Origin of the sequence: Candidatus Clostridium stratigraminis (assembly GCF_045310675.1) — a bacterium.
Lineage (GTDB): Bacteria > Bacillota > Clostridia > Clostridiales > Clostridiaceae > Clostridium_AT > Clostridium_AT stratigraminis.
This window is the reverse complement of sequence record NZ_JBJHZZ010000001.1, coordinates 312,874-338,628: the sequence shown is the minus strand read 5'-3', so window position 1 is coordinate 338,628 and position 25,755 is coordinate 312,874. Positions and strand designations below refer to the sequence as shown.

The 25,755-nt window shown below is 32.2% G+C and carries 22 protein-coding genes; 4 read left to right on the top strand and 18 right to left on the bottom strand.

Features of this window, described 5'->3' with window-relative positions; translation table 11 throughout:
• Positions 1 to 49 precede the first annotated feature (49 nt).
• A complete protein-coding gene (locus ACJDUG_RS01720; RefSeq protein WP_406768146.1) occupies positions 50 to 1,834 on the bottom strand; it encodes a sensor histidine kinase in 1,785 nt (594 codons plus the stop codon).
• Positions 1,835 to 2,205: 371 nt separating this feature from the next.
• Here ACJDUG_RS01720 and ACJDUG_RS01715 point away from each other — a divergent pair, with 371 nt between their 5' ends.
• Together ACJDUG_RS01715 and ACJDUG_RS01710 are read left to right on the top strand one after the other, a co-directional pair.
• Positions 2,206 to 2,574: a BlaI/MecI/CopY family transcriptional regulator gene (locus ACJDUG_RS01715; protein WP_406768145.1), complete on the top strand. Its 369-nt coding sequence runs from the start codon at positions 2,206 to 2,208 to the stop codon at positions 2,572 to 2,574.
• A gap of 6 nt (positions 2,575 to 2,580) precedes the next feature.
• Positions 2,581 to 4,242, top strand: coding sequence for a M56 family metallopeptidase (locus ACJDUG_RS01710; RefSeq protein ID WP_406768144.1), 1,662 nt, complete (start codon positions 2,581 to 2,583; stop codon positions 4,240 to 4,242).
• 219 nt (positions 4,243 to 4,461) lie between these two features.
• Here the strand turns inward: ACJDUG_RS01710 and ACJDUG_RS01705 are convergent, their stop codons facing one another.
• The 11 genes from ACJDUG_RS01705 to ACJDUG_RS01655 form a co-directional block, all read right to left on the bottom strand.
• Entirely contained in the window at positions 4,462 to 4,632 is a 171-nt protein-coding gene (locus ACJDUG_RS01705) for a hypothetical protein (RefSeq protein ID WP_406768143.1), read from the bottom strand.
• Positions 4,633 to 4,773: 141 nt separating this feature from the next.
• The gene (locus ACJDUG_RS01700; protein WP_406768142.1) at positions 4,774 to 5,469 is read right to left on the bottom strand and encodes a response regulator transcription factor; all 696 of its coding nucleotides are present in this window, start codon (positions 5,467 to 5,469) and stop codon (positions 4,774 to 4,776) included.
• Positions 5,470 to 5,475: 6 nt separating this feature from the next.
• Positions 5,476 to 6,912 carry a sensor histidine kinase gene (locus tag ACJDUG_RS01695; RefSeq protein ID WP_406768141.1) on the bottom strand — a complete coding sequence of 479 codons (1,437 nt, stop codon included), beginning with the start codon at positions 6,910 to 6,912 and terminating at the stop codon, positions 5,476 to 5,478.
• Between the two features lie 9 nt (positions 6,913 to 6,921).
• A complete protein-coding gene (locus tag ACJDUG_RS01690; protein WP_406768139.1) occupies positions 6,922 to 7,674 on the bottom strand; it encodes an ABC transporter permease in 753 nt (250 codons plus the stop codon).
• Positions 7,661 to 8,386, bottom strand: coding sequence for an ABC transporter ATP-binding protein (locus tag ACJDUG_RS01685; RefSeq protein ID WP_406768138.1), 726 nt, complete (start codon positions 8,384 to 8,386; stop codon positions 7,661 to 7,663). The genes ACJDUG_RS01690 and ACJDUG_RS01685 overlap by 14 nt, the downstream gene beginning before the upstream one ends.
• Before the next feature lie 105 nt (positions 8,387 to 8,491).
• The gene (locus ACJDUG_RS01680; protein ID WP_406768137.1) at positions 8,492 to 9,754 is read right to left on the bottom strand and encodes a hypothetical protein; all 1,263 of its coding nucleotides are present in this window, start codon (positions 9,752 to 9,754) and stop codon (positions 8,492 to 8,494) included.
• A 300-nt stretch (positions 9,755 to 10,054) separates the two neighbouring features.
• On the bottom strand, positions 10,055 to 10,459 hold the full coding sequence (locus ACJDUG_RS01675) for a VOC family protein (RefSeq protein ID WP_406768136.1): 405 nt from the start codon (positions 10,457 to 10,459) through the stop codon (positions 10,055 to 10,057).
• 155 nt (positions 10,460 to 10,614) lie between these two features.
• A complete protein-coding gene (locus ACJDUG_RS01670; protein ID WP_406768135.1) occupies positions 10,615 to 10,905 on the bottom strand; it encodes a DUF503 domain-containing protein in 291 nt (96 codons plus the stop codon).
• Positions 10,906 to 11,267: 362 nt separating this feature from the next.
• On the bottom strand, positions 11,268 to 11,456 hold the full coding sequence (locus tag ACJDUG_RS01665; protein WP_406768134.1) for a PspC domain-containing protein: 189 nt from the start codon (positions 11,454 to 11,456) through the stop codon (positions 11,268 to 11,270).
• A gap of 257 nt (positions 11,457 to 11,713) precedes the next feature.
• Positions 11,714 to 12,664 (bottom strand): magnesium/cobalt transporter CorA, encoded by a 951-nt coding sequence (gene corA, locus ACJDUG_RS01660; protein ID WP_406768133.1) that lies wholly within the window; start codon positions 12,662 to 12,664, stop codon positions 11,714 to 11,716.
• Between the two features lie 206 nt (positions 12,665 to 12,870).
• A complete protein-coding gene (locus tag ACJDUG_RS01655; protein WP_406768132.1) occupies positions 12,871 to 13,668 on the bottom strand; it encodes a Cof-type HAD-IIB family hydrolase in 798 nt (265 codons plus the stop codon).
• A 362-nt stretch (positions 13,669 to 14,030) separates the two neighbouring features.
• Between ACJDUG_RS01655 and ACJDUG_RS01650 the strand changes: the two genes are divergently transcribed.
• Positions 14,031 to 14,858 carry a DegV family protein gene (locus ACJDUG_RS01650; protein WP_406768131.1) on the top strand — a complete coding sequence of 276 codons (828 nt, stop codon included), beginning with the start codon at positions 14,031 to 14,033 and terminating at the stop codon, positions 14,856 to 14,858.
• Between the two features lie 45 nt (positions 14,859 to 14,903).
• On the opposite strand, the gene ACJDUG_RS01645 is transcribed toward ACJDUG_RS01650, so the two are convergent.
• The 5 genes from ACJDUG_RS01645 to ACJDUG_RS01625 form a co-directional block, all read right to left on the bottom strand.
• On the bottom strand, positions 14,904 to 15,371 hold the full coding sequence (locus ACJDUG_RS01645) for a MarR family winged helix-turn-helix transcriptional regulator (protein ID WP_406768130.1): 468 nt from the start codon (positions 15,369 to 15,371) through the stop codon (positions 14,904 to 14,906).
• Between the two features lie 174 nt (positions 15,372 to 15,545).
• Positions 15,546 to 17,417 (bottom strand): ABC transporter ATP-binding protein, encoded by a 1,872-nt coding sequence (locus ACJDUG_RS01640; RefSeq protein WP_479723029.1) that lies wholly within the window; start codon positions 17,415 to 17,417, stop codon positions 15,546 to 15,548.
• 1,439 nt (positions 17,418 to 18,856) lie between these two features.
• Positions 18,857 to 20,584: an ABC transporter ATP-binding protein gene (locus ACJDUG_RS01635; protein WP_406768129.1), complete on the bottom strand. Its 1,728-nt coding sequence runs from the start codon at positions 20,582 to 20,584 to the stop codon at positions 18,857 to 18,859.
• A gap of 4 nt (positions 20,585 to 20,588) precedes the next feature.
• Complete coding sequence (locus ACJDUG_RS01630) at positions 20,589 to 21,029, bottom strand: MarR family winged helix-turn-helix transcriptional regulator (protein ID WP_406768128.1); 441 nt, start codon at positions 21,027 to 21,029, stop codon at positions 20,589 to 20,591.
• Between the two features lie 330 nt (positions 21,030 to 21,359).
• Positions 21,360 to 24,440, bottom strand: coding sequence for a glycoside hydrolase family 84 protein (locus tag ACJDUG_RS01625; protein ID WP_406768127.1), 3,081 nt, complete (start codon positions 24,438 to 24,440; stop codon positions 21,360 to 21,362).
• Between the two features lie 540 nt (positions 24,441 to 24,980).
• Between ACJDUG_RS01625 and ACJDUG_RS01620 the strand changes: the two genes are divergently transcribed.
• Positions 24,981 to 25,397: a hypothetical protein gene (locus ACJDUG_RS01620; RefSeq protein ID WP_406768126.1), complete on the top strand. Its 417-nt coding sequence runs from the start codon at positions 24,981 to 24,983 to the stop codon at positions 25,395 to 25,397.
• A 75-nt stretch (positions 25,398 to 25,472) separates the two neighbouring features.
• Here ACJDUG_RS01620 and ACJDUG_RS01615 read toward each other — a convergent pair whose 3' ends face one another.
• Positions 25,473 to 25,730, bottom strand: coding sequence for a cupin domain-containing protein (locus ACJDUG_RS01615; RefSeq protein WP_406768125.1), 258 nt, complete (start codon positions 25,728 to 25,730; stop codon positions 25,473 to 25,475).
• Between the last annotated feature and the right edge of the window lie 25 nt (positions 25,731 to 25,755).

The following is a 25,755-nucleotide window of genomic DNA, read 5'->3' as shown; positions in this document are numbered from 1 at the left end:
TTTCTCTTTCATATTTTCACGTGTAGCGAGCAACGTCCCTATGCCCATATCATAAATATATATCAGAAAATTCTATTTCTATTTCCTTTACTATTCGGTTTTCTCTTTCAACAAAATCCTCTGTTATATTGCTTGCTGAAGGAGTTTTATCTACTGACATTCTTTTAGTGGCAGGTATCAAAACTATAAAATTGCTGCCTTTCTGTTCTTCACTTTCTAAAAAGATATAGGCATCAAGTGCATTAACAAGCAGCTTAACAAGGTGAAGGCCTATTCCTATTCCCTCTGCTTGTCTAGATAAGCTTGTATCAACTTGTCCAAACTTTTCAAATATAAGTGCTTGCTTGTTTTTGGGTATTCCGATACCTTCATCTTGAACACTAATACTAATCATATCTTTATTTTTATATTTTTTATTGGTTAAGGACACATTTATGGATTTACCAGATGGTGTGAATTTTAATGCGTTAGAAAGTAGATTTAAAATTATCCTTTCTATTTTTTCTTCATCAACCAATATTTCCTTCTTTTTAAATTTAGAAGTAAACCTTATCTCCACGGACTTTTGTTCAGCAATATACTCAACTGAGTTAACAAGTGAATTAATAAGATATACAATATCAAAAGTGCCTTTCTTAATCTTTAAATTTCCTGAATTAATACGTGTAATTTCAAGTAAATTGTTCACTAATCTAAGTTGTCTATTTGTATTTAATCCAATTGTTGAAATAAGTTTACCCATACTATTAGGTATTTGACTTCTATATAAAGTATTTATTGATTGTAAAGCTAAGCTTATCACTGCAATTGGTGTTTTGAATTCGTGAGAAATAAGATACAAAAACTCATCTTTTAATCTTATAGAATTTTCAAGTGCTTCATTTTTTTCTCTTTCTATTTTCAATAATTGTTCCTGTTGAATTTTAAGTAATTCGTTAAAATGCATTTGTGCAAGTTGATCTTCAATTTTCTTGCGCTCTGTTAGGTCCTCAATAAGAATTATAGCTCCTTGAAACTTATCGCTTACATCTAACATTCTACTAAATTTAATGGATAGGTTTCTTAGTCCTTGTGTAGGCGAATCAAAATCTTTTTCTATAGATGTTTCCAAATCGCCTCCAAGAAAAAACTCCATAAAATCATCATATAACCAAGGTAATACTTCAATTAATTTAAGCTTTGAAGGTAAATTGGAATAATAAATATATCCAGGAGATTGCATACTTTCATTTATAAGCTGCTGTGCAGCATAATTTATATTAATACAATAATTCCCATTATCTAAGACAAAGGCAGGATTTGATATACTTTCAAAAATAGTCAAGTATTTATTCTTTTCATTTGTAAGATTGCGGTTTGTAGTTTGAAGCTCTGAGAGTAATTTATCTTTTGATTTAGAGTTCCATTCTGAGCAAAAGGCAATCTCGTTATTATCAAAATAGCGATTTATCCATAGTTCAAACATATATTTCTGTTCAATGTCTTGAATTGAATCCCGAATAAGGTCCAAATATGATTGGCGATAATATTTCATGAGACTCAAAAACATTTCAAGGGTAACACCTCTTTTTCTATGTTTTTGAGCTTCAGCAATGCCAAAAGATGATATAGGACTATGCTTGAAATCTTGATCTACAAAAATTTCAGGGACTTTAGGATCAGTTAAAATAGCTTCTACTAAAGTCTGTGATAAACCTGAAATAGATACTATCCATGCTTCTTCTAAGGTGGAAGTATATTTAACATAATCATAAAGTTTAGCATAATACAAAATACGCTTTAATAGGAATTTCTGATTGTCTTTTATTAAATCAATAAGTATTTGAAGTTTCAAAAAATCTCCCCCTTAATATATAGATATGAGCAGATTTGTTTTTGTTTTTGAAGGAAGCCTATCACAATTTAATAAGACCCACAACTATTATATAAACTTCTCTTTTTCTTATTTTACAATCAAAAGTTCCTATTATCCACCATAATTTTACAACATATTTTGACAATATTCCGAATTTTTAGACTTTAGGGTAAAACTCTAATATTGAAATGTTACATACAAACAAAAACTTCTCTTTGGAAATCAATAGTTTCTGCATAGTTGAATTAAATATAAAACTTTCTTTTTATATTTTTATATTGACAACTTCATATTACAGTTGTAATATGAAGTTGTAGTACATTTGTAATACGAAAAGAGGTAGAAATAATATGAACAATATATCTGATTCTGAGTGGAAGGTTATGAAAGTATTATGGAAAAAATCCCCTATATTAGGACATGAAATAGTTGAAGCCCTTGAAGCTGTTACTGGCTGGAATCCTAAGACTATTCATACATTAATTAGAAGGTTAGTTGCAAAGGGCGCAATTACAGCAAAAAAAGAAAAAACCTTCTACTCTTATTATGCGTCTGTGTCTGAAGATGAATGTGTTAAAGAGGAAACAAAAACCTTTCTTAAAAAATGCTATGATGGTTCCTTTAATATGCTCATAGCTAACTTTATCAAGGATGAAAAATTATCTGAAACGGATATAAAAGAACTTGAAGCCTTATTAAATTCCAAGAAGAGCAGGTAAATTAATATGAATAATTTAATTGGGTTATTTAAAGAAATTATTTATCTTGGAGCTACTGCAAGTGTATTAATTCTAATCATATTACTTATAAAAAAAATATTTAATAAAGCCTTAAGTCCAAAATGGCATTACTACATTTGGGTTTTACTTCTTATAAGGCTTCTCATCCCTTTTTATCCCGAAAGTTCTGTGAGTATATATAATTTATTCAATGCAGCAGGGGAAAAAGTAAATTTACCTATTAGCCAAATTAGCATTCCCTTTCAAGAAAGTTCATTAAATGGGAGCTCTATTAATACGCCTAAAACTGCAGATGCAAGTGTAAATAAAAATAATATAACTAATTCTGACGCATCAAGCCCTATAACTAATACAACTTTAAAGGCAAATGATATTCTAAAATTTAATTCTGCAATTACTTTAATGACTTTGGTCTGTGCAATAGGAGTGCTTCTATTTAGTCTTTACACCCTTTATATAAATATAGCTTTTGCTGTTAATGTTCATAAAAAATATACTCCATTAAAAGATGAAAGAATAAATGGTATTCTTGATTGTTGTAAAGATATTATGAAGATAAAGCATACTATTCCATTACTTTCCTCTAAAAAAGTAAGAACCCCTTCTTTATATGGCTTTTTTAATACTAAGATATTAGTATCAAAACCATATTTGGACCAATTAAGTGATGCTGAAATAAAATATATTTTCCTTCATGAATTAACTCACTACAAGAGAAAAGATATAGTAACAAACTGGATTATTGCCCTTTTGCAGATTATTTATTTCTTTAATCCGCTCATATGGTATGCTTTTAATAAAATTCGTGAGGATTGTGAAATATCCTGTGATGCTGAAGCATTAAGATACATAAATGAAGTGGAATACCAAGGTTATGGCAGAACCATAATAAAACTTATAAAACTTCTTTCCGAATCAAATTTCATCCCTGTTACTATGGGAATTTCAAAGAATAAATCAAGCTATAAAAGGAGAATTATTATGATTAGTAAATTCAAAAAAAGTAAATGGACAAATACACTATTATCCATTATATTGATAATTTCTGTTGGTTTAATAGGTTTAACAGGCTGCAAGGTATCTACAAATAATACTACGAATACAGAAAGTAAGAGCAATGCTGTTAGCACTATTTCTCCAAACTCAACAACTTCAATTCAGCAAGAAAATAATACCCAAGGCGATTCAAATACCCCCAAGCCATCACAAAATACAAATACAAATACTAACACAAATACAAATGCTTCAGCAAATGAAACTAAAGAAGCATTTTATGGTGAGTGGGTAATTAATCAGGTGTTAGCTTTTGGCCCAGTAGGAGCCTACAGTAGTGAGAACGCAAAAAGCTTAATAGGTAAAACTTTAAGCTTTTCACAAGACAAAGCAAGCTTTTTTGGAGATCAGCCCTCAGATATTACCAAGTTGGCTGCTAATCCTGTATATAAAAAATCAGTTATTTCTAATGCTGATTTTATAACCAATTATCGTATTCCCTTAGATAAGTTGGGATTAAAAACTGATTCTATTGCAGAAGTTTCAGTTTCTGACCCAAATGGCTATGTTTCTACCTTCTTTATTAAAGATAATAACACACTAATCATTTACGGAGGCGGCACATATTTTGAGCTTATTAGGAAAACCGTTTAGAAAGCAAAGCTAATACTTAAAAAAACTGAACCTTTCAGTCTTCTGTGAGGCATAAAATGGGATCTGACTTTTTAAAATCAGACCCCATTTTTTAATTATATCTATTATATTAATAAATAGATATATTCAATTATTATAGCAGCTTTTACCTTTTAAAGCAGGTAGCCTTATGAATATAAATACAGTTCTAATCTTTAATCCATGAATAATAATTGTATATCATCTCTTATCTTCTCTATTCTCATCCACGCTTTTGCTCCACTCTCTGCAAAAGCTGCATTCCTTCCTATGAAGATCCATCCAGGTAACAGTTTCTTTTTCAACCTCTCCTTTTTTAAAGGGTATATATAAATTTTTAAATTGTGAGCATTGACTCATAAAAGCTCTCATTTTATTCTTTCCTCCTTTTAGTGGTCACACTGAGTAATTTAGATCACTCGCTCCCCCTCGATACACTGGCTAGTCTAGCTTACCGATTACTCATCGGTAGACTACCCGTATAAGCTCATTTAGAGCTTTAACCTCCTAATATTATACTTTTAACCTGTAACCTGCTCCCCATACAGTCTCTATATACTGCGGATTTGAAGAATCAGATTCAATCTTTTCCCTAATTCTTCCTATATGTACTGTTACTGTGGCACTGTCTCCAAGAGAATCAAGTCCCCAAATTCTTTCAAATAGCTCTTCTCGTCCAAAAACTCTGTTTGGATTTTGAGCCAAATAAATCAAAAGGTCGAATTCCTTCTGCGGCAAATTCACTTCTTTCCCATGAATAAAAACTCTTCTTGAATCCTTTTGAATTTCTAGTCCTCTTATAAAAATGCTGCTATTATTTTCCTTACTGCCAATCCTGCTTTTTATTCTTTCATAATTTTGTATATGTGTCTTCACTCTGGCAACAAGCTCTCCTGGGCTAAAGGGCTTAGTAATATAATCATCAGCTCCAAGACTTAACCCCTTTATCTTGTCTATCTCTTCTTTTTTAGCTGATACAATTAAAACAGGCATGCTCTTATCTTCCTGTATTTTTTTCAAAATATCATAGCCATCCATTTTTGGGAGCATAAGGTCTAGTATCACCAAATCATATTCCTTTTCCTTCATGGCTTTCAACCCTTTTATACCATCAATACATATGTCAACCTCAAAGCTTGAAAGCTCTAGATAGTCCTTTTGAAGTTTAGCGATGCTTATATCGTCCTCTATAATTAAAACTTTTTTCATAAATTTCTACCTCTCTTGTTTAGCAAGTGATATCAATATACTTGTACCAGCTTTTCCGTGGCTTATAGCCCATATCCTTCCTTTATGACCTTCAACTATTTGTCTTGCTATAGCAAGTCCGAGTCCGGTTCCTTTCGTCTCCGTTCTAGCAGTATCTCCCCTATAAAATCTATCAAAAATTTTATTTGAATCTTCCTTTTTAATTCCAGCTCCATTATCTCTGATTTCAATAACAATACTTAAATTAGTTTCCCTAAGAACTATTATAATTTGTCCTTCTTCCTTATCCATATATTTACGAGAGTTATCTATAATGTTCATAATAACTCTCCTCATTCTTTCCCTATCAATAGTAATGTATCTTACCCCTAATAACTCATTTTTAAGCTTTATTTTTATATTAACTTTTTCCAGCTCTATTGCACTGTCAAATATGCAGTATTTAAAATACTCCTCAGCATCTGTCTTTTCAAAATCAAAAGGCAGCTTTTTCAAGTCTAGTTTTGAATATAAAAGCAAATCATCAATTAAGGAATCAACAAGTTCTGCTTTGGAATAAACTGTTCTAAGATAGCTATCAAGCTTATCTTGTGTGTTTGCTACTCCATCTAAAATTCCTTCCACATAACCTTTTATTGAGGTTATTGGTGTTTTTAAATCGTGAGAAATACTAGAAACAAGCATATTTCTGTTTTCATCATACTTCGCTTTTTCCTGTACAGAATCCTTCAATTGTATCCTCATTTTTTCAAAATCTCTGCATAATTCCATTATTTCCTGGTCACCAGCTTCAACTACCTCATAATCAAGATTTCCGCTGCTTATTTCTCCTGCAGCTCTTTTTAAAAGTTCCACCGGCTTAAGTATTCTTTTGGAAAACAAGTAGGATGCAAAAGTATTTACCGCTATGAATGAAATTATAAATATAATTACGAGTATTAAAATAATCTCCTGTAATGACTGCTGTTCCCCTATTGGTGCTAATAATATTATATCTGCTGTAGTTCCATCATTAAGCTTTATTGGCAGTGCTTCTATAGCATATAATATGTTTCCAACCTTTATACTATTGTTTATAGAAGGGTTACTTTTATCCTCAATAAATCTTTCTACATCAATCTTATTAAAGGTTTTAGATGAATAAATAAGATTATCATTAATTATAACTGCCATTTCCCCATTGAAGCTTAAAAGTTTTGCTTTCATGTAATTTTGAAAATCAGCATCCTTTATAGTTTCTGGATTTTGTATTAAAATACTGCTTTTATTGTCAAGCAGTTCAGCTTTTACAGCCAATAATTGTTTGAAGTTCTCAAAACCTAAATTCTTATGAAAAATTCCTGGAACAATTACGCTTAAAAATAAAGCCGCAATAAAAGTAACCACAATTGGAATAGTAACTGTTATTGTATTTGAGAGAAGGGTGCGTCTTTTAATGTTCATTTGCTCTCCTTAAAAATCCTTTTTATCAAATAAGTAGTAGCTCCCAGTAAATAATATTATAACATAACTACACATAAGTAAAAAATCTCTAAAGATTTTTGAAAGAGGTAAAGAGTTCATAAGCCAGAGATTATACCAATCCAGCATGGAAGTAAAAAGCAACCCTGAATACCTTGAAAAAATAATTCCAAGGGCCTTAAAAGCGATAAATATAAGAATAGACATAAAAAAGACACTAGTTCCGCTTCTAAATATATTTGCAAGAGTTATTATTACAAGGGCAAGCACCAGCATTGGCATTATTGTTACTATGTAGGAAATTAATATTTTAGATATACTATTAAGCGTAAAGGAATTAGTATTAAACATAAACCCAACTAAAATAGAAAAAACCATTACTACTAAAAGATTAATAGCTACAAATATCATTATTGCAGAAAGCTTTGCAGTAAAAAACTTTAGTCTTGTTACAGGTCTTGTTAGTGAAATTTTCATGGTATTCTGTGAAAACTCTCCAGAAAAACTGTCTATTGCAACTAAGGCAGTAAAAAGAGGAAGTATGGAATTAACTACAACAGAAAGTATTAGAATGGGAAATTCACCACTGCCTGCCCCTCTTAGACCAAATCCAGTCCTTAAGCCTACAAGCATAACCTGTCCTGCTATAATACAAATAAGTGATAATATTACAGCCACAATCCCTTTTTTCTTTTTACATAATCTTTCTAATTCATTTATTAAAGTGGCCTTAAATTCTCCCATTTCTCTCTACCTCGCTGATAAAATAATTTTCCAGTGATGCATAACTGTTTAATATATCTTCAGTGCTATTTACATTTAGTATCTTTCCATCATATAAAATTCCGATTCTAGTACAGGTTAACTCAACATCATGAATAAGATGGCTGGAAATAAAGAAGGTTGTCTTCTCTTTTTCTGCAAGATCTTTTATAATATTCCTCATCTGTACCATTCCTTGCACATCAAGTCCATTTAAGGGCTCGTCCAATATTATCACTTCAGGCTTAGATAAAATGGCAGCGGCAATTCCTAATCTCTGCTTCATGCCTAAAGAAAATTTTCTTGCCTGTTCATCTTTATATTTTATAAGATCCACAAGTTCTAAAACTTCCTCTATTCTATTATCATCTACATTTTTATAATATCTTCCGAACTGTTCCAAATTCTCTTTAGCTGTGAGATAGGGATAGGATTCTGCCGTCTCAATTATGCATCCCACTTTTTCCATAGCCTTTTCATATTCTTCGCGAATACTATAGCCAAATATTTTTACATCTCCACTATCAGGTCTTGAAAGACCTGTCATTATTTTCATAGCAGTGGTTTTACCTGCACCATTTGGACCTAAAAATCCAAAAATATCACCTCTATGTATTTCTAGATTAATATCATTTATTCCCCTGCCATTTTTAAAAATCTTAGTAATATTATTTATTTCTATTACTTTTTCCATAAGTGCCTCCTGCAAACAATTATACAGTTGAGAATTGATAATGCTTGTAAATATAGCTGCATTATCAATCCTCATTATTAATCAGAGTTTGTTTAAATATTGTTCTTAGTCAAAAACCTTATATAAGCTTAAATCATCTAATATTATGTTTCCTTTTGATGGTTCATTGAAGTTAATATATAATCTTGCTCCATATGGTGTAATTCCAATCTGCCCTTTTATGCTCTTACCATCTGAATTTGTATAGTTAAAGCTAGGATTGTATGGATCTTTATCAAAGTTAGCTGTAAGTTTGAAATCCTTCCTATTTGCTGCATATTCTTCATAGCCTTTTCTATACTCTTCATGGTATCTTCCTGTAAAAGACTTATCATCTGAAGATTCAATGTCAAATATTCTCTCTCCAATTTTAACAAGCTTTCCATCCTTGTCTATTATTATGTCCCCTTTATACTGACCTATATAATTTTTATAATTAGGCTTATTTTGCATTTTACTATTTGAAACTTTCTCAACCTTTTTCCCGGTAAGATCAGGTTTACTTATTACAGTTGAGTTCACATTCTGAAGTTTTCCAAGTAAATCAAAGGTTATAATATGAACTGCTCCCTTATCATCCTTTCCAGAAAGGGTGCCAGAGGCAAGAATACTTTCAATTAAGCCATTCTTATCTACATTAATCTTTCCTGCAACATCCTTAACAAATATATCACTTGTTATTTTGGTTGCTTTCCCTGGATCAGCTCCAGCCTTTGCTGCATAGTATCCACCATAGGTGTTTTTAAATTCAAAGGAAGTCACAGCATTTACCAAAGCTGGTATTTGAGCTTCACTAAGTGACCCTGATAGTATCTTGCCTCCATCTGTTCTTGAAGTTACCTCTACATAGTCCTTAAGATTTGCTGTAAGGGCATCAGCAATTTTTTCAAAATCTCCTGCAGAATTTTCCTTAAAGGGGTTACTCATGGCTACTTGACTATTTGTTCCATCCAAGTCATTTACATAATAGACCTTTTGATTACTATTATAATATATAAAGCTATTTTTATCTGTATAGTTGTAGCCTTCTACTTTTTGATTGTTATAATTTATATTTGTTGAAACATCTTCACGTGCACCTTTTTTAATATCAACCTTTATTACTTCATTTAGTGAAGATAAATTTTTATCATTATCCTTCATAACAAAGGACACATCCATTGTATAACTTGAAAGCTTGCTGCTATAACTTTCTGCTGTGAACTTTAAAGCATCTTTTATCTGGTCGTAGCCGCTTTTAGAAGCTACATCAGCCAAAGCCGTTGTTGCAAACATCAATGTACCTACAGTAAAGCTAAGCAACATCACTGTTTTCTTCTTTAATTTCAATAATAACCTCTCCTTTATTCTTTTTTCTATTTGTAGGAAAGCTTCCCATAATCTTATTGTAAATTATCACCCTATATTTTCCATAAACTAATTATAAACAAAATATAAACTTTAGGGGACGGTTAATGCCTTTGTTCACTTTAGATGTCTAATGAGGGACGGTTAATGCCTCTTGTTATTTTAATCAATGAAATAAGGGACGGTTAATGACTATATACACTTTTAATTTTACCTTCCCTTAATTAAAGTGTTAATAGTCATTAACCATCCCCAGCTTGTTCAACTTTTATCACCAAATATTCAAATAAGCGTATCCCTTATTTCGATTTCAGTACCCTCTGGTGCCTTGATTTTAAATAAATATCCATCTTCGACTTTATAGATTTCTTCTCCATTTTTAACCTTAAAGATGGAGTAGCCTAATTTTTTTATTCTATCAAATTCTTGGTAAACATTATCCACTAAAAAGCACATATGCACTATACCTTCATTTAAGTCACTCCAATTATTTAATTTATCTCCATTTTTGCCAGTTTGCAATTCAATCATAAATGTTCCCAATCTTAGCCAGGAGTTAAAATCTCTTTTATGAAAATTAGCTGTTTCCGTGACTAATTCAAACCCTAAAATTTCAGTATAAAACTTAAGTGATTCTTTATATTTTTCTGTTTGAATACAGACATGGTGTAACATTTTTATGCTCATAGTTATTCTCCCTTATGAAGTTATACAATCTTATTCATTAGTTTATATCTATCTTTTAAGCAAACTAATTTCAGACTTATTAAGTCATCTTACTTCTTTCTATATTTAGCAAAGACTTACTTTATCCTGTAAGTTATTTAGAATTATATATATAATTACATACTAACAATATCATCCCTTTCAATATTAATAATTTCCGCATCCGTATTACCTTCTATAAAATTAATTACATTTTCCATAGTTGAATCTACCTGTGCTGAACTTCCGCATACTGCTGCAATACCAATGACTATTATTTGATGAATATCCTGCTCAGCTACTTCTGCAACTGATAAATTAAACTTATTTTTTAATCTTTGAACAATACTTTTTACCACCATTCTCTTTTCCTTTAAAGAATGTACCCAAGATGCTCTTAAAGTTACTTTTAATAGTAAAACCTTCATTATCATTCACCCACTTTATTACAAAAACAGTTTTCTAAATTCTTAAATTATAATTTATGCATTACTAATTTAACTATTCCATTTCAATTAATTTTAATCTCTTTTTGAAAACATTATATAGAAAATGCTATCTAAATCACATTAAATTGATTATATACAGTATTCTTGGGGCTTGAGTATGTTGTTAATAGTCATATTTTAAATTATTCCTTCTGTTTAGTAATACTATAAAGCTGCTGCCCTCAAATTTATACATTTGAGGGCAGTTATTTTATTTTTAAGATTTATTTATATTTCTATGAATTATTGATATATAATTTAATCTGGTATTTTGTAAATTTTATATTTGTATAATAGAATACTCATTCAATCTTACTTGGAATAACTAAAGCACATATTAAGTATCCTAATATTCCGCTTCCTCCTAATAGCACAAATAATACAAATCCTAAACGTACAATTGTAGGATCAATATCAAAATACTCTGCAAGTCCGCCACAAACCCCTGCAATTACTTTATTAGAATTAGATTTGTACAACCTTTTATCCATATTTATCCTCCCTATTCTTATTAAAAGCCAATTTAAATTTCACTTACAATAAGCTTTATAACTAACTATCAGATTGATAAGATATATTATCTCTCATTATATAATATTACTGTTTTTTATAGATTATTAATTCGCTTATATACTTGTTTTAAAACTACATTTTATTCCCTTAACCAGCTCTCAATATTAGTAAAAATGCATATAGTTATTAATCGTCCCTTAACACTAAAGTGTAAATTGGCATTAACCGTCCACAATTATAGCCACTTTTTTCTCTTAAAGAAGGCAATTTGAATTATGGTCATTAATATGACAAAAATTATAAAGAAAGGATAACTATATTTATAGTTAAGCTCTCTCATATTTGAAAAATTCATTCCAAACCAACCGGTAAGCAAGGCTATTGAGGTCATAATAGTTGTAATTGAAGTTAAAAATTTCATTACCACATTCATGGAATTGGATAACTGTGATGAATATAGTTCAAGACAGGAGGTTACCATCTCCTGGTCTGACTCAATAAGGTCATAAATCCTTAAAATATGGTCATAGATATCTGAAAAGTATATTCTGCTTTTATCGTCTGCAATATCATCATGTCTTAAGAGGGTATTTATAACTTCACGGAGAGGTGATACCACCCTTCTTAGCTTGGTTACATTTCTCTTAGTCTTCATTATCTCATTTAAAGTATCCTGGATAGGTTTATTCATAGCTTTAAATTCAAGTGTATTAATAGCTTCCTCAAGTCTATCAGTTAAAAGAAAATACTGGTCCACAGTTTCGTCTAAAATATGATACAATAGAAAACCTACACCATTTTGAAATATGTCCATTTCCTTTTCATACTTATTTATTATGTCACTTATAACTTTACTTTCACCATAATGTATGCTGATTAAATAATTTTCGCCTATAAAAATATATAAATTTCTATAAGAATAATAATTACCTTGACTGCTTTGATGAGTGACTGCAATTAGAAAATGATAATTATCAAATTCATCAATTTTAGAACGCTTTGTCTTCGATATACAATCCTCTATTGAAAGCGAATGAAACATATAAAACTTTTTTAATTCCTCTAAATCTGCTGTAGAAGGGTTGTCCATGTCTATCCAGTAATTATCCTTCTCATCTTTAATTTTGCTTAACACATCTGAAATTTGTGAATTCTCATAAATAGTATCTTTAATAAGCTTAATCATAATACCACCTCAAAAAATAATGAGTAACAAATATATTATAATATACTTTCCACTTTTAGTAAAAAAGAAACGGTTCTAGCAAAAATTTGCTAGAACCTTAATCAATCTATTATCAGTAAGTAATCATATCTAGGTAATTGTAGGCTTCCTATCCATCAACATAAGACTTTTGTTCTTCATGGGGCCAGTGGTCATTTAAAAGTTTTCTATGCAATAAGCTGAAGGCTAATAAGAGCGTTATATATGCCATGAGAAAAAACATCATCGGTAACTAAGTTTGCAACTTTTTTTAACTTTTCATTTGCATTACCCATAGCTATTCCACAACCCACGGTTTGCAGCATCTCAATATCATTAATTCCATCACCGAAGGCAAAGGTATCTTCCATTTCGATGTTAAGATAATCTATTAGTCTTTTTATGCCATCTGCCTTTGTGCAATCCTTGAAATATATATCATAGGAATTTTCACCTGGGTGTCGCATAAAGGTAAACTGATCCTTGAGAAGTTCATAACTAAGTTCCTTTTGTTTTTCATTATCAAAAATCAATACCATTTTATTAGCTAAAATATCTTTGCTATCAGGTTTATCAATTAAACATCTTTTTTGTATAGAAAAGGCACTTATTAATTGTTTTATATTTTTAGAGTTAAAGTCAGAAAAATATGAAAGTTCCTGCCCCTCGAATACATATTCCATATTCTCTTTTTCGCACATTGAAATAACTTTATATATTGTTTCTTTATCAATAGTTCTATTGTATATGACTTTACCATCTAGTTCTACATAAGCACCATTGGAGGTTATATAAGCATCGAAGTCTAGCTTAGTAATTTCATCATATAAAAAAGACTTTGGTCTACCTGTAGCTAGTACTGCTAAATCTCCATTACTTTTAATTTTATTAATAGCTTCTTTTGTAGAATCTAATACGTAATTCATTCCATTAGTACAATCTATTAAAGTTCCATCAACATCAAAAAATACTGCCTTTTTTCCCATTTTAAATCTCCTTAATTTATAGCATTAAAAAATAAAGCACCGCCTTGTTGTAAAAATCTTTAGATAATGCTTTATTACATAATTGTTATATTACCTATCTTATAATAACATATTTTATTTTAAGATGCATGTCTACTATTGATAAATATCATTATATAAGTGGTATAATTATAGTAACTTATACCAAATTTTGAATAAAAAGGAAATATATTATCACATTTACTTTTAAAAAACTACAAAGGCCTTAATTTGTTACTTCATAAAAAATTATATAGATTAACAACATATATGAATACAAGTAAGAATTTCAATAATTTATATAAAGAATGCTTTTAAAATGCAAAAGAAAGGTTGTGATTAAAATGCTTCAGTTAGTAACAGACAGTTCTGCTGATTTACCTAAGGCGCTTATTGATAAATATGATATTCACGTTGTACCTTTAACTATAACTATTGATGGCAAGGAATATCAAGAAGGAATAGACTTAACGCCACAGGACTTTCATAAAATGCTTAATAATTCTAAGGAGCTGCCAAAGACTTCTCAGCCTTCGCCGGGAGCCTTTTCAGATTTATTTAAAATTTTAGCTGGTAAAGGTTCAATTCTATGCCTTACAATATCTTCCGAGCTAAGCGGAACATATCAATCAGCCTGCATTGGGAGAGACATGTCTCAGGTCGATGTTACTGTTTTTGATACCTTAGCAGGGTCCTTAGCTCATGGCCTGCAGCTAATTGCGGCTAGAAAGCTTGCTAATGAAGGATTATCCATAGAAAAAATAGTTGAATTTCTTATGGAATATCGTAAGGATTCAAATATATTAGTTTTATTAGATACCTTAGAAAACATTGTTAAAGGGGGCCGACTAAGCAAATTACAAGGTTCATTAGCCAAGGTCCTTGATATCAAGGTTATACTTGAAAATGATGAGGGGAAAGTAAAATTAACTGAAAAAGTCCGTGGTAAGAAAAAATTCTTAAAAAGGATAATAGAACTAATTGGAGAAAGAAAAACTGACTTTAAAGATACGGTGTTTGGAATAACTCATATAGATAACCTTGAGGATGCTGAGTATTTAAGAGATGCGATTATAAATAAATATAAGCCCAAGGATGTAATTATAAATTATATGGGTGCCACTATGGGAACCTATGCAGGCAAAGGTGGTATGATTGTATCCTTTTATTAAAAGTAAGTCTACTCTTATATACTCCACCACCTGCATTTATCACGCTTATCTAAAAGACTTACTCTTATTTATAAGTTCCTGAAACTTTTCTAGTCCATTTACAACTTCCTTTAAATCTTCAATTGACGCATTTTTAGAAATATCTGAAAAATATTCGTTTCTAATATCTTTTAGATTGAATTTTTTTAAAAAAAGTTTGGATAAGGTTAATTTTACAGTTCTTCGGTTATCTTCTGGAATTTCACGTATGATATATCCTTGGTCCACTAATCGGTCAACTAAACTCGATACAGTGCTTTTTGATAAATTTAATTTTTTGCTCAATTCTTGAAGGTTAATTCCTGGATTTTCATATATTGCATTTATTGAAAACCATTGTGAACCTGAGAAACCAAACTCCTTTGTCTTTTCAATGAAATATTCATTAAAATCCTTTAGTAGGGCTCTATATAGTGACATTAATTTTTCAATATATTCATTATCTGATTGCTCTATGCTGCTATTCTCTTTCATTTTGACCTCCTGATGGTTTAGAGACTTTTCATATATATTATATATGTTAGGAAAGTTTTCATCATAAGTCAATATAAAAACATTTTGATTGTAAGCTAAAAAGTGACCCTATGTATACTTCTTTCATATACATAGGGTCACTTTTATCTATTTGTTTAATTATTCTTGAGTATATTACACTGCTTCATTATCTAGGTTAGCACCTGAAAACTGGCTATTGTATAGATCAGCATAGAAACCGCCCTTGCTGAGCAATTCCTTGTGATTACCCATTTCAATAATTCTTCCCTTATTCATAACTAAAATAAGCTCTGCGTCACGAATAGTAGAAAGTCTGTGGGCAATTACAAAGCTTGTTCTATCCTTCATTAAATTAGCCATAGCCTTTTGTATTAATACTTCTGTTCTAGTATCAACACTACTAGTAGCTTCATCAAGAATTAATATTCTTGGATCTGCAAGTATTGCACGTGCAATAGTTAAGAGCTGCTTTTGACCCTGTGAAATATTTGTTCCTTCTTCATTAAGAATTGTATCATAGCCTTGAGGAAGCGTTCTTATAAAATGATCTGCATGGGCAGCCTTTGCAGCACTGATAATGTCTTCCATAGCAGCTCCTTCTTTTCCATAAGCTATATTGTCTTTAATTGATCCATTGTATAGCCATGTATCTTGAAGAACCATACCAAACATTTTACGCAATTCACTTCGTTTAATATCATTAATATTAATTCCGTCAATTGATATCTTACCTGCATTTATCTCATAGAAACGCATTAACAGATTTACAAGTGTTGTTTTACCTGCCCCCGTAGGTCCAACAATAGCAATCGTGTGCCCCTGTTTCACTTGCAAATTCATGTCTTCTATTAGAGGTACATCTTCTACATATCTAAAATCAACATGTTCGAAAGCAACTTCCCCTCTTGGATTCTTCAGTACTACTGCATTACTGTTGTCAGGAATTTCCTCATTTTCATCTAATATTTCGAATACACGTTCAGCACAAGCTACAGTTGATTGTATTATATTAGCAATATTTGCAGTTTGAACTATTGGCATAGTAAAGGATCTTGAATACTGAATAAATGCAAGGATATCGCCTAAACCCAATATACTCTTAGTAATCCAAATACCACCTACCATACTTATTCCAACATAACCAATGTTACTTATAAAGTTCATTAGGGGGTACATAATACCTGAAACAAATTGAGCTTTCCAGCCTGCATTTTTTAGTCTCTTATTTATTGCTTCAAACTCTTCTATTGAATCTTTTTCATGTCCAAAAGCTTTTACTATTTTATGTCCTGTGTACATTTCCTCTACATGCCCGCTAATCAGGCCGATTTCCTTTTGCTGAGCTGCAAAGTACTTCTGTGACTTCTTAGCAATAGTAACAGTAGCTATAATGTAAAGCGGTAAAGTAGCTATTACAATAAGTGTTAAAACAGGACTGATTGTAAGCATCATAATGATATAACCTATTATAGACACAACTGAGGTAATTATTTGTGTTAAACTTTGCTGCAAAGTAGTTGCAATAGTATCAACGTCATTTGTAACACGGCTTAAAATATCACCATGAGCATGCATATCAAAATACTTAAGAGGAAGTCTTGCAAGCTTTTCATCTACCTCTCTCCTTAAATCACGGACTGTCTTCTGTGAAACTCCTGACATTACAAGACCCATTGTTAAGCTGAATAATGCACTTATTACATACATTCCTATTAGAACAAGCACAATTATTCCTATATAGTGGAAATCATAATCACCATTTGTTTCTCTAATTGAAGTAATTACTGACTTTATTTGATCATCAGTAAACTTCACATTATCTTTTGGATCTGTAGGAGCATTGTCCATGGTCTTTGTCAATTCACTTCCCAAATTCAAAATCTTCTGGGTTACATCAGCCCTTTGATTTGCATCGGTTAATGTAGAAAGCTTTGGAAGTGCAATAAACTCCTGAATTGACTTTATACTCTTGGCATCTATCTTATTTTCCGAATTTGAACTGTCGGTAGTATCTATCTCTGGCATACTAGCGAATATATCAAGCATTTTGCTTGTAACTTTAGCTTTTTCATTAGTGTCTGTTATTGAGTTTAACATTGGTAAACTTAATAATTCTTTTACACTTTTAAGCTCATCAGGATTCATTGTGTCCTTTGATTGTGTGCTTGTACCGTTGTCCACCTTAGGCATTTTACCAAGTACATCAACCAATTTAATTACTGTTGCTGTCTTTTCTTTTGAATCTTTAATTGTGGTTATATCAGGTACTGCTAATAAGTCTTTAATAGCCTGCAGGTCTGACTTATTTATTTGACTTCCAGAGCTTGAAGTATTACTGCTGCTTGACATATCAGGCATATCTTTGAATATATCTATTAGCTGATTTAAAGTATTCTTCTTCTCTGTAGTATCTTGAATGTTGTTTATCAATGGAAGCTTCAGCAATTTTTGTACAGCATCCGCAGCCTTTTGATTCGTCTTGGTATTGGAGCTAGAAGTTTTAGAGGTAAAGTCAGTCATCTTGGCAATTTTATTATAGACCTCATTCATTTGTGCCGTAGTAAGACTCATTGTACTTTGTGCGCTGCCTCCAGGCAGCTTCTTTGCAGCACTCATGAATTTTTTGATTACAGTAACCTTATCATTTCCTACTTTAGCTTTGTCCAGCATCTGAATATTCAATAATTCCTTCAATGGTGCAAGTGATGCCTTATCAATCTGTCCATTTGCAGGCATAGCCTCAAGAATATCAATAAATTGAAGAGTAGTTTTAACTCTTGTTGCTCTGTCATTTGTTGCATCAATCATTGGCAGCTTCATTAATTTTTGAATGGCCGCTAAAGTCTCAGGATCTTGCTGAGGAACCTGAATCCCATTTTGGGCTGCCTGCTGCGCCTGCTGCATTTGCTGCTTAATTTTATCAACCATGGACTTTTGAGCAGCTGCCATCTGAGTAGTTATATTATCAACGGCAGTTTTCTGTCCTGTAAGCACACCTTGATACACTTGCACTGCCATATTTTTATATATCTCATCAACAGCTTTTGCTTGAGCATCCCCCATACTTGTGGTTATTTTGTCTACTGCTGTTTTCTGACCCTCAGCCATTTTGTCAATAATTTTATCTACAGCTTCTTTTTGAACGTCCCCCATTTTGCTATTCATTTGATCTATTGCTTTATTTTGACCATTTGCCATTTCAGATAACATCTTACGAGCCATGTAAGCATTCTGCAATTTATTCATTGCCTTACTTGTTATTTTTGGAGCTGCGATTGTAAAGGTAGTACTTAAAATAGCAAATATAAGAACAATTGCAAGCTTAGTTTTATGTGGTTTTAAATATCCTAGAAGCCTTTTAAGGGAACCTTTAAAGTCCTTAGCTTTTTCTACAGGTCTTCCCATTCCGCCCATTGGTCCGCCTCTTCGGCCTCCTGCTGGTTTTCTGCTTACTCTGTTTTCGCTCATGCTATCTCCTCCTCTGAAAGTTGTGAGGATACAATTTCACGGTAAACGTCACACTTTTCAAGTAATTCCTTATGAGTTCCGATTCCTACAACAGAACCTTCATCTAAAACTATAATTCTATCTGCATCCATAACTGTACCAACTCTTTGTGCAACAATAATCACAGTTGAATCTAAAGTTTCCTTTTTAAGTGCCGCCCTAAGCTTTGCATCTGTTTTAAAGTCTAAAGCAGAGAAACTGTCATCAAAAATATATATTTCAGGCTTTCTGACTAATGCACGTGCTATAGAAAGACGCTGCTTTTGACCACCAGAAACATTTGAACCACCCTGAGCGATTTCGTGGCCATAGCCTCCGTCCATATTTTCAATAAAATCAGCAGCTTGTGCTACTTCAGCGGCATGCCTAACCTCTTCGTCACTTGCATTATCATTTCCGAATCTGATATTATCGGCTATTGTACCTGAGAATAAAACCGCCTTCTGTGGAACAAAACCTATCTTTTTTCGAAGCTCTTCCTGTGAAATCTCCCTTACATCTACTCCATCAACTAAAATATTTCCGCTTTGTATATCATAAAATCTTGGAATAAGATTTATTAATGTTGACTTGCCGGAGCCAGTACTTCCAATGATAGCAGTGACTTCATTCGGTTTTGCAGTAAAGGAAATATTTCTAAGAGCAGGTTCTTCAGCTCCTTGATAATTGAAGGTTACATCTTTAAATTCTACATATCCTCTTCCTTCAAACTTGTCCTTAATTTCTTCTGAATCAGTTATATCTGGTACCGTATCAAGTACTTCATTAATTCTCGCTGCTGCAGCCTGCGCACGAGGAACCATGATGTACATCATTGAAAGCATAAGCATTGACATCATAATTTGCATTGCATATTGAGTAAATGCAGAAAGTGCACCTAAATCTAAGGTTCCCTCACTGATACGTTTGCCACCGAACCAAAGAATTGCCAGCGACGTAAAGTTCATAATAAGCATTATGGATGGCATCATAAAGGACATAATTCTATTAACCTTGATATAGTTTTCTGTAAGGTCAACATTAGCTTCATTAAAACGATTTGCTTCTTTGCCTATTGTATTAAAAGCGCGTATAACTCTTATTCCTGTAAGTTTTTCACGTAAGACAAGATTTATTCTATCAACCTTTACCTGAACTTTTTTAAAAAGAGGTATCATCTGTGATGCTATTATTCCAACAACCAATATAAGAACTGGTATTGAAACTCCTAACACCCAGGTAAGGGACCCATCTTTTCTGAGTGCCATTATAATACCGCCTATACACATAATTGGTGCACTAATCATCATACGCATTATCATAATGGTAACCATTTGGATTTGTGTTATATCATTTGTTGTTCTTGTAATTAATGTTGCCGTTCCAAATTTATCAAATTCGTGCAGTGAAAAGCTTTCAACCTTCCTGAATACTTTATTTCGAATAATTTCCCCAAGGCCTGATGCAGACCTGGAGGACAATAAACTTGCAATAACTGAGCAAATAACTCCTCCTAAAGCAACTAGAAGCATCACACCGCCAATATGAAAAATCTTGTTTGTATCTCCCTGCATAACTCCATCATTTATTATGTCTGACATCAAGGTCGGAAGATAAAGATCTCCTAAAGCCTGTAAGGCTACTAAAATTACGACACCTATTACCATAACAGTATAGGGCCTTAAAAATCTGTAAAGTCTTAACATAAAGTTACCTCTCCATTCTGTCCATTAATATTCTTTTTAATGTATTCAATCCATTTATTATCTTCTCCATTTCCTCCGGCGTAGCTGAACTAAGTAAATCCAAAAAGCTTTCTTCTATTTTCTTATGACCTTTGTACTCGTCAATGAACTTTTTAGTTACATTTACATAAACTGTTCTTCTATCTTCACAATTTCTTGTTCTTTCAACCAGACCGTGATTTTCCAGCCTGTCCACTATACCGGAAACAGTGCTGTTGGTTAGATGGATTTGTTCACTTATATCGCTGATCTTCATTTTTCCATACTTACATACAGTATGCAGTACCATGCTCTGCGGTATAGTTACATCAGTACCTTCAAAGTTTTTTCTTATGGTTTGTTTTATAATTTTACTTACTTCGGAAAAAAGCCTTGCCGCTTCCACATTTGTATTACTTAAATACATTTTGTCCTCCTTTTTTTAGAAAAATTAATTCGTATCATAATTGTTCGTTTTCGATTTATTCGCATACGAACAATTATATCATTATTTATATTCAAGTCAATATATTTTTAGAAGATAAACTAAAAATTACTTTTAACTATGCTAATAAAATTTAGAAGAAGGAAATAACCTATATTAAAAATTTGCTGTTTATGCAATTAACCTTAGCAACACAAAAAACGCTGTAATTAGTAATTAGAACTAATCACAGCGCTTTAAATCAATCTAATTATACAATTAATTTGGTATCCTACTAGAACACCATCCAAATATTTGTTAGCCTATTATAATTTACTCATAAGTAGGAATTAATTCGTAAACAACAGGTTTTACACCGTTACTAGCCCAGTTGATAATAACTTGATTTATGTCCTTGCCAACAGTAAAATTGTTATATGCCTTCGAAAGAGCCCCTATTTGTATTAAATTATTGCTGCTGTCCCTTACTTCAACAACTGCGTTGGATATAGCTACTGGGTCCTGCAGAATCAATAATTTAGTAACAGTTTTAACTGCTGGGAAGTCCAGAACAAGCTTATCTCCAGTTACCGGTAAAGCAGCTGACTTATATGCAGTGTCTATGTCGCGGTCTGCAATATTAAGTAAACCAAAACCTTTTTCTCCTTCAGGAGTTCCGCTTATGGCTATGTCCCCGGCCTTACCATTTACTGAAAATTCACGTACCTTCAGCCAGTCTGAATCATTTTGTAATGCTCTATACCTTAAATATCTTGCCTTTATTGATTCGCCTTCTAAGAAAATCTCTCTTTGAGTGAGGGTATCTGTTAAAGCTGTCCAGGTACTATTATCAAGGGAATATTCAACAATACCCTTTTTTGTATAGTCTGTATCCCCCCATGGCGATCCCATAAGTATATTAACAGTTTTAACATCTTTAGGCTCTCCAAGGTCAACTCCAAAATAGTCCCCTATTTTTTGTGACCGTGCTGTCCAGTAAAAGGTATTTGGATCATTATCAGTCATTCTATCTGTAGTATAGTTATTATAGGTACTATAAGAAGAGAGTGTTGATGTTACTTCTAACGGGTTTGTTCCAACTGAGAACTCTCTTACTTGTATCCAGTATGGCGTATAACCATTTGCACATCTTAATCTAACATATTGTGCTTTTATAGAAATATTATTTAAGGTTATATCAGGAACACTTAATTGTCCTGTTAATGCTGTCCAATTTACATTATCAAGGGAATATTCAACAACTGCATTTCTCATATAGTCAGTTGCCTTTGTATCTTTCCCCATTAAAATGTGTATGGTATAGATATCAGTGGGTCTCCCAAGGTCTATTCCAAAGTAATCCCCTGTATTAGGGTTTCTATCTGCCCAGTACCAGGTATTATTATTGCCATCTGTCATTTTATCAAGAGTGTAATCAGAATAGGTTCCAATGGTGGAGAAGGTTTTTATCTTGCCGATATTTACAGTTTTATCATATTCATTTAAGGCTTTATCTATGAAAGGTATTATAACCTTTGAACCTATAACTAAATTAATTGATTTTGCCTGATTATATGCTTTCCCCAATTCAACTCTGTACTTCCAGGCAGACTCTGTATCCTTATTTGCAAGTGAAGTCATCATGTTAACTGCAGCTATTCCTGAAGTTCCAAGTGCCTCAAGCTTTGTGAGATAATTGTCTGTTTCAGTAAGGAAGCCCTTGTTTTGAAGGTTATTGCGTAAATCTGATGGTGCCTTTTGTACCTTTTGGAATTCATTTATTAAGGCTGCTGATGTATTTTTAAGTGCATTTAAATCAGAATTGATAAAATTGTTCCAGAATTCATCTGCAAATGGCTTTAGTGAAGTTGATTCTTGATTGCTAAGTATGGATGACCTTGCACTGTCAGAGAAAGTATACAAGGAATCAACTACGTTAGGACCAAAAGCTTTCATCGCTCTCATCCAGGGATCATCAGAATTATATACCTTTGGATTCCAGTTATAATCAGCTATTGTGAAAACAGGAATCTTAGAAGCCTCTGCCTCATTCATCGGATTTGAGATTATACCTACTATTCCATTTTCTGGAAGTGTAGGATCTAATCCCTTTTCAGGACCCATTAACAGCTGATTTCTGCAGTAATCATTAACAGGATAGTTATACCATATTAAAACTGGATGCTTGTAAACTTCCTTTATGGTTTTTGCTTGATCAGCTGTTATGGCTGCAGGTACTACAGCTGGACCAGTCCACATAAAAACAATTTCAGGATCTGAAAGGGCAGCTAACCTATCTAAATATGATGTGTGTTTTGCTACATAGTACTCTGTAGGAACAGTCTCAAGAGGGTTTGCACCCGGATGAGTTTTTATGAACTCTCTTTCAAATCTGTTAAGAAGGTAAGCCTGAGCTGCTGCAGGTGGGTTTGGATCATTTCCAAACATGGCCTTGTCATTTGGGTCACTTAAGGTTGAATCAATATCATCAAGCAAGATAGAGAAGGTTCTTACACCCAAATCATACATTGCCTGTGCCTTGTTTACAAGTGCTTTAAAATCATCATCATTTGAAAATCTAATAGACAACCCTGGAGAAATAGCAAAATTGAAGTCAACATGATTTTCTTTAGCTTTATTAACAAGTTTCTGAAGCTGTGCTAATTTATCTGCCGGATATGGTTCCTTCCATTTATCCCTATGATATGGGTCATCCTTTGGTGCATATATGTATGTGTTCATCTTCATTTTCCCATAGAAATCAATCTGATCAAGTCTATTTTGATGTGACCATGGAGTACCATAGAAACCTTCTATTACCCCTCTAAATTCCATTACTGGATAATCACGCACCTCAACACAGGGTACCCATATATTATGTGTGTTTCCCCTTATAATCTGGCTAAAGGATTGGGCTGCGTAAAAGGTTCCAGTACTATCTTTACCAGCCAAAACTATATCTCTGTTTCCATTGTGGTCTTTTCCAACTGCTAATACATACCCCTCTGCCTTAAGGTCATCAGGTCCTTCTATATCAAGTGATTCAAGTATCTTATTAGTTTCTGAAATTTCAGAAGGCCCTCCTACCCATACAGTAACTTCATTACTTACCTGTGGGTCTGATGCCTTTTTTTCTTCTATATTTGTTACCCCTGAAGATTTTAATGTTTCTTTTACTACCTTAAGCGCATAAGGATCTGTTTTATCACTGATAACAAGCCCCACTTTTGGTGTTATCTCAAATCCTCCAGGATTTTCTTTTACATATTGAGGTGTTGGTGAAATACTTAATTTATACTGGCCTGAGGAGTTTGGGGCATCAACTGCTAATACAGGTCCATACTGTATTAGACTTATAACCATGGCAGCTGCAGCAAAAATGCTTACGAACCTTTTTGAAGACTTAATTTTCAATTCGTTTACACTTCCTTTTTAAAATTTTTAATAACTTAGACCAAAACCGTAATCATATAAGCCTTTGATATTACAAGCAACATAGGGCTAGTTAAAATTTCATTTATCACCCCCTTGATAATATAAATGTAAATAATAAAAAAACAAAAAAGAGCAAAATAGGTATATTACCCTTTTTGCTCTTGCCTTCTGTTTAAGAAGTTACACGCAGTTTTATTCTATTGAAACAAATAGCAATATTAACATGGAACAGCAATACAATAAATTTGATGCAGCCATGTAGACTCAGCAATTAGATTTAAAATAATTGCTTTCCTTTTTACCAATATTATATTAAATATGTATTAAATTGTCAATACTAAGAAAAATTATTTGCTCCCAGTATATTCCTTAATAATCTTAAATAAAAATATAGCTACCCATAATAGAATTTTACTTTTCTAAATTAGTCTTTGTTAAATATTTACATCATTCTTGTGTATGAAGTATAATTATATAAACAAATACTCTTTTAAAAAATAGCATTAAAGAGGTGGCTTTATGAGAAGAAAAACAATTAACGCAATGGTTTTGTGTTTCGCTGTACTGCTCACATTTATTTTAGGTGGGTGTTTTAATTCGCAAAAAAAGGCCTCATCAGAAAAGTCCTTTGAACAAACCATAGACGAGAAACTCTATAATATTACGCACCCGAAGGATAGTACTATTTCCCTATCATCCAATCCATATGATTACATAAAAAATACAACCGGTAAAGAGAACTACCAATATATTGTTAGGAATGGAAAAAAATCTTTAGACTATTTGCTTGTTAAATTTGAAAGTAGTAGTAAAAATGGATTGGAAGAGTATATTATGGCTATTGCCTGTTCTGAAATATTAAAAGAAGATCCTGCTGCTAAAAAGTGGGATTCAGGAAAAGCTTGGTACGATAACTATATCAAAACTAAAAAATAGCAACATTAATAATGGCATCAAAATGAGTTATTACTATTATAAGTAATAACTCATTTTGATGCCATTTGTTTTAAATTAGAGCTTTGGCACTAGAAAGGAAGCTACATACATATCCTTATCTGACCTTAAGGCATGCATGCTGCCTGCTGGAACGATAAATGCCTTACCAACTGTAAGTTCAACTTCACTTTCCTCAAGCACTCCAAAACCTTCACCTTGTATACAGTAAAATATTTCATCATGCTTATCATGCTTATGCATTGCTACCTTTTTATCTGCAGGAATATGATATACATTTGCTGCAATTGAACTCTTAATATTTTCTAAATCCATCTTTAGTTTCCTCCTTGAAGCTTAT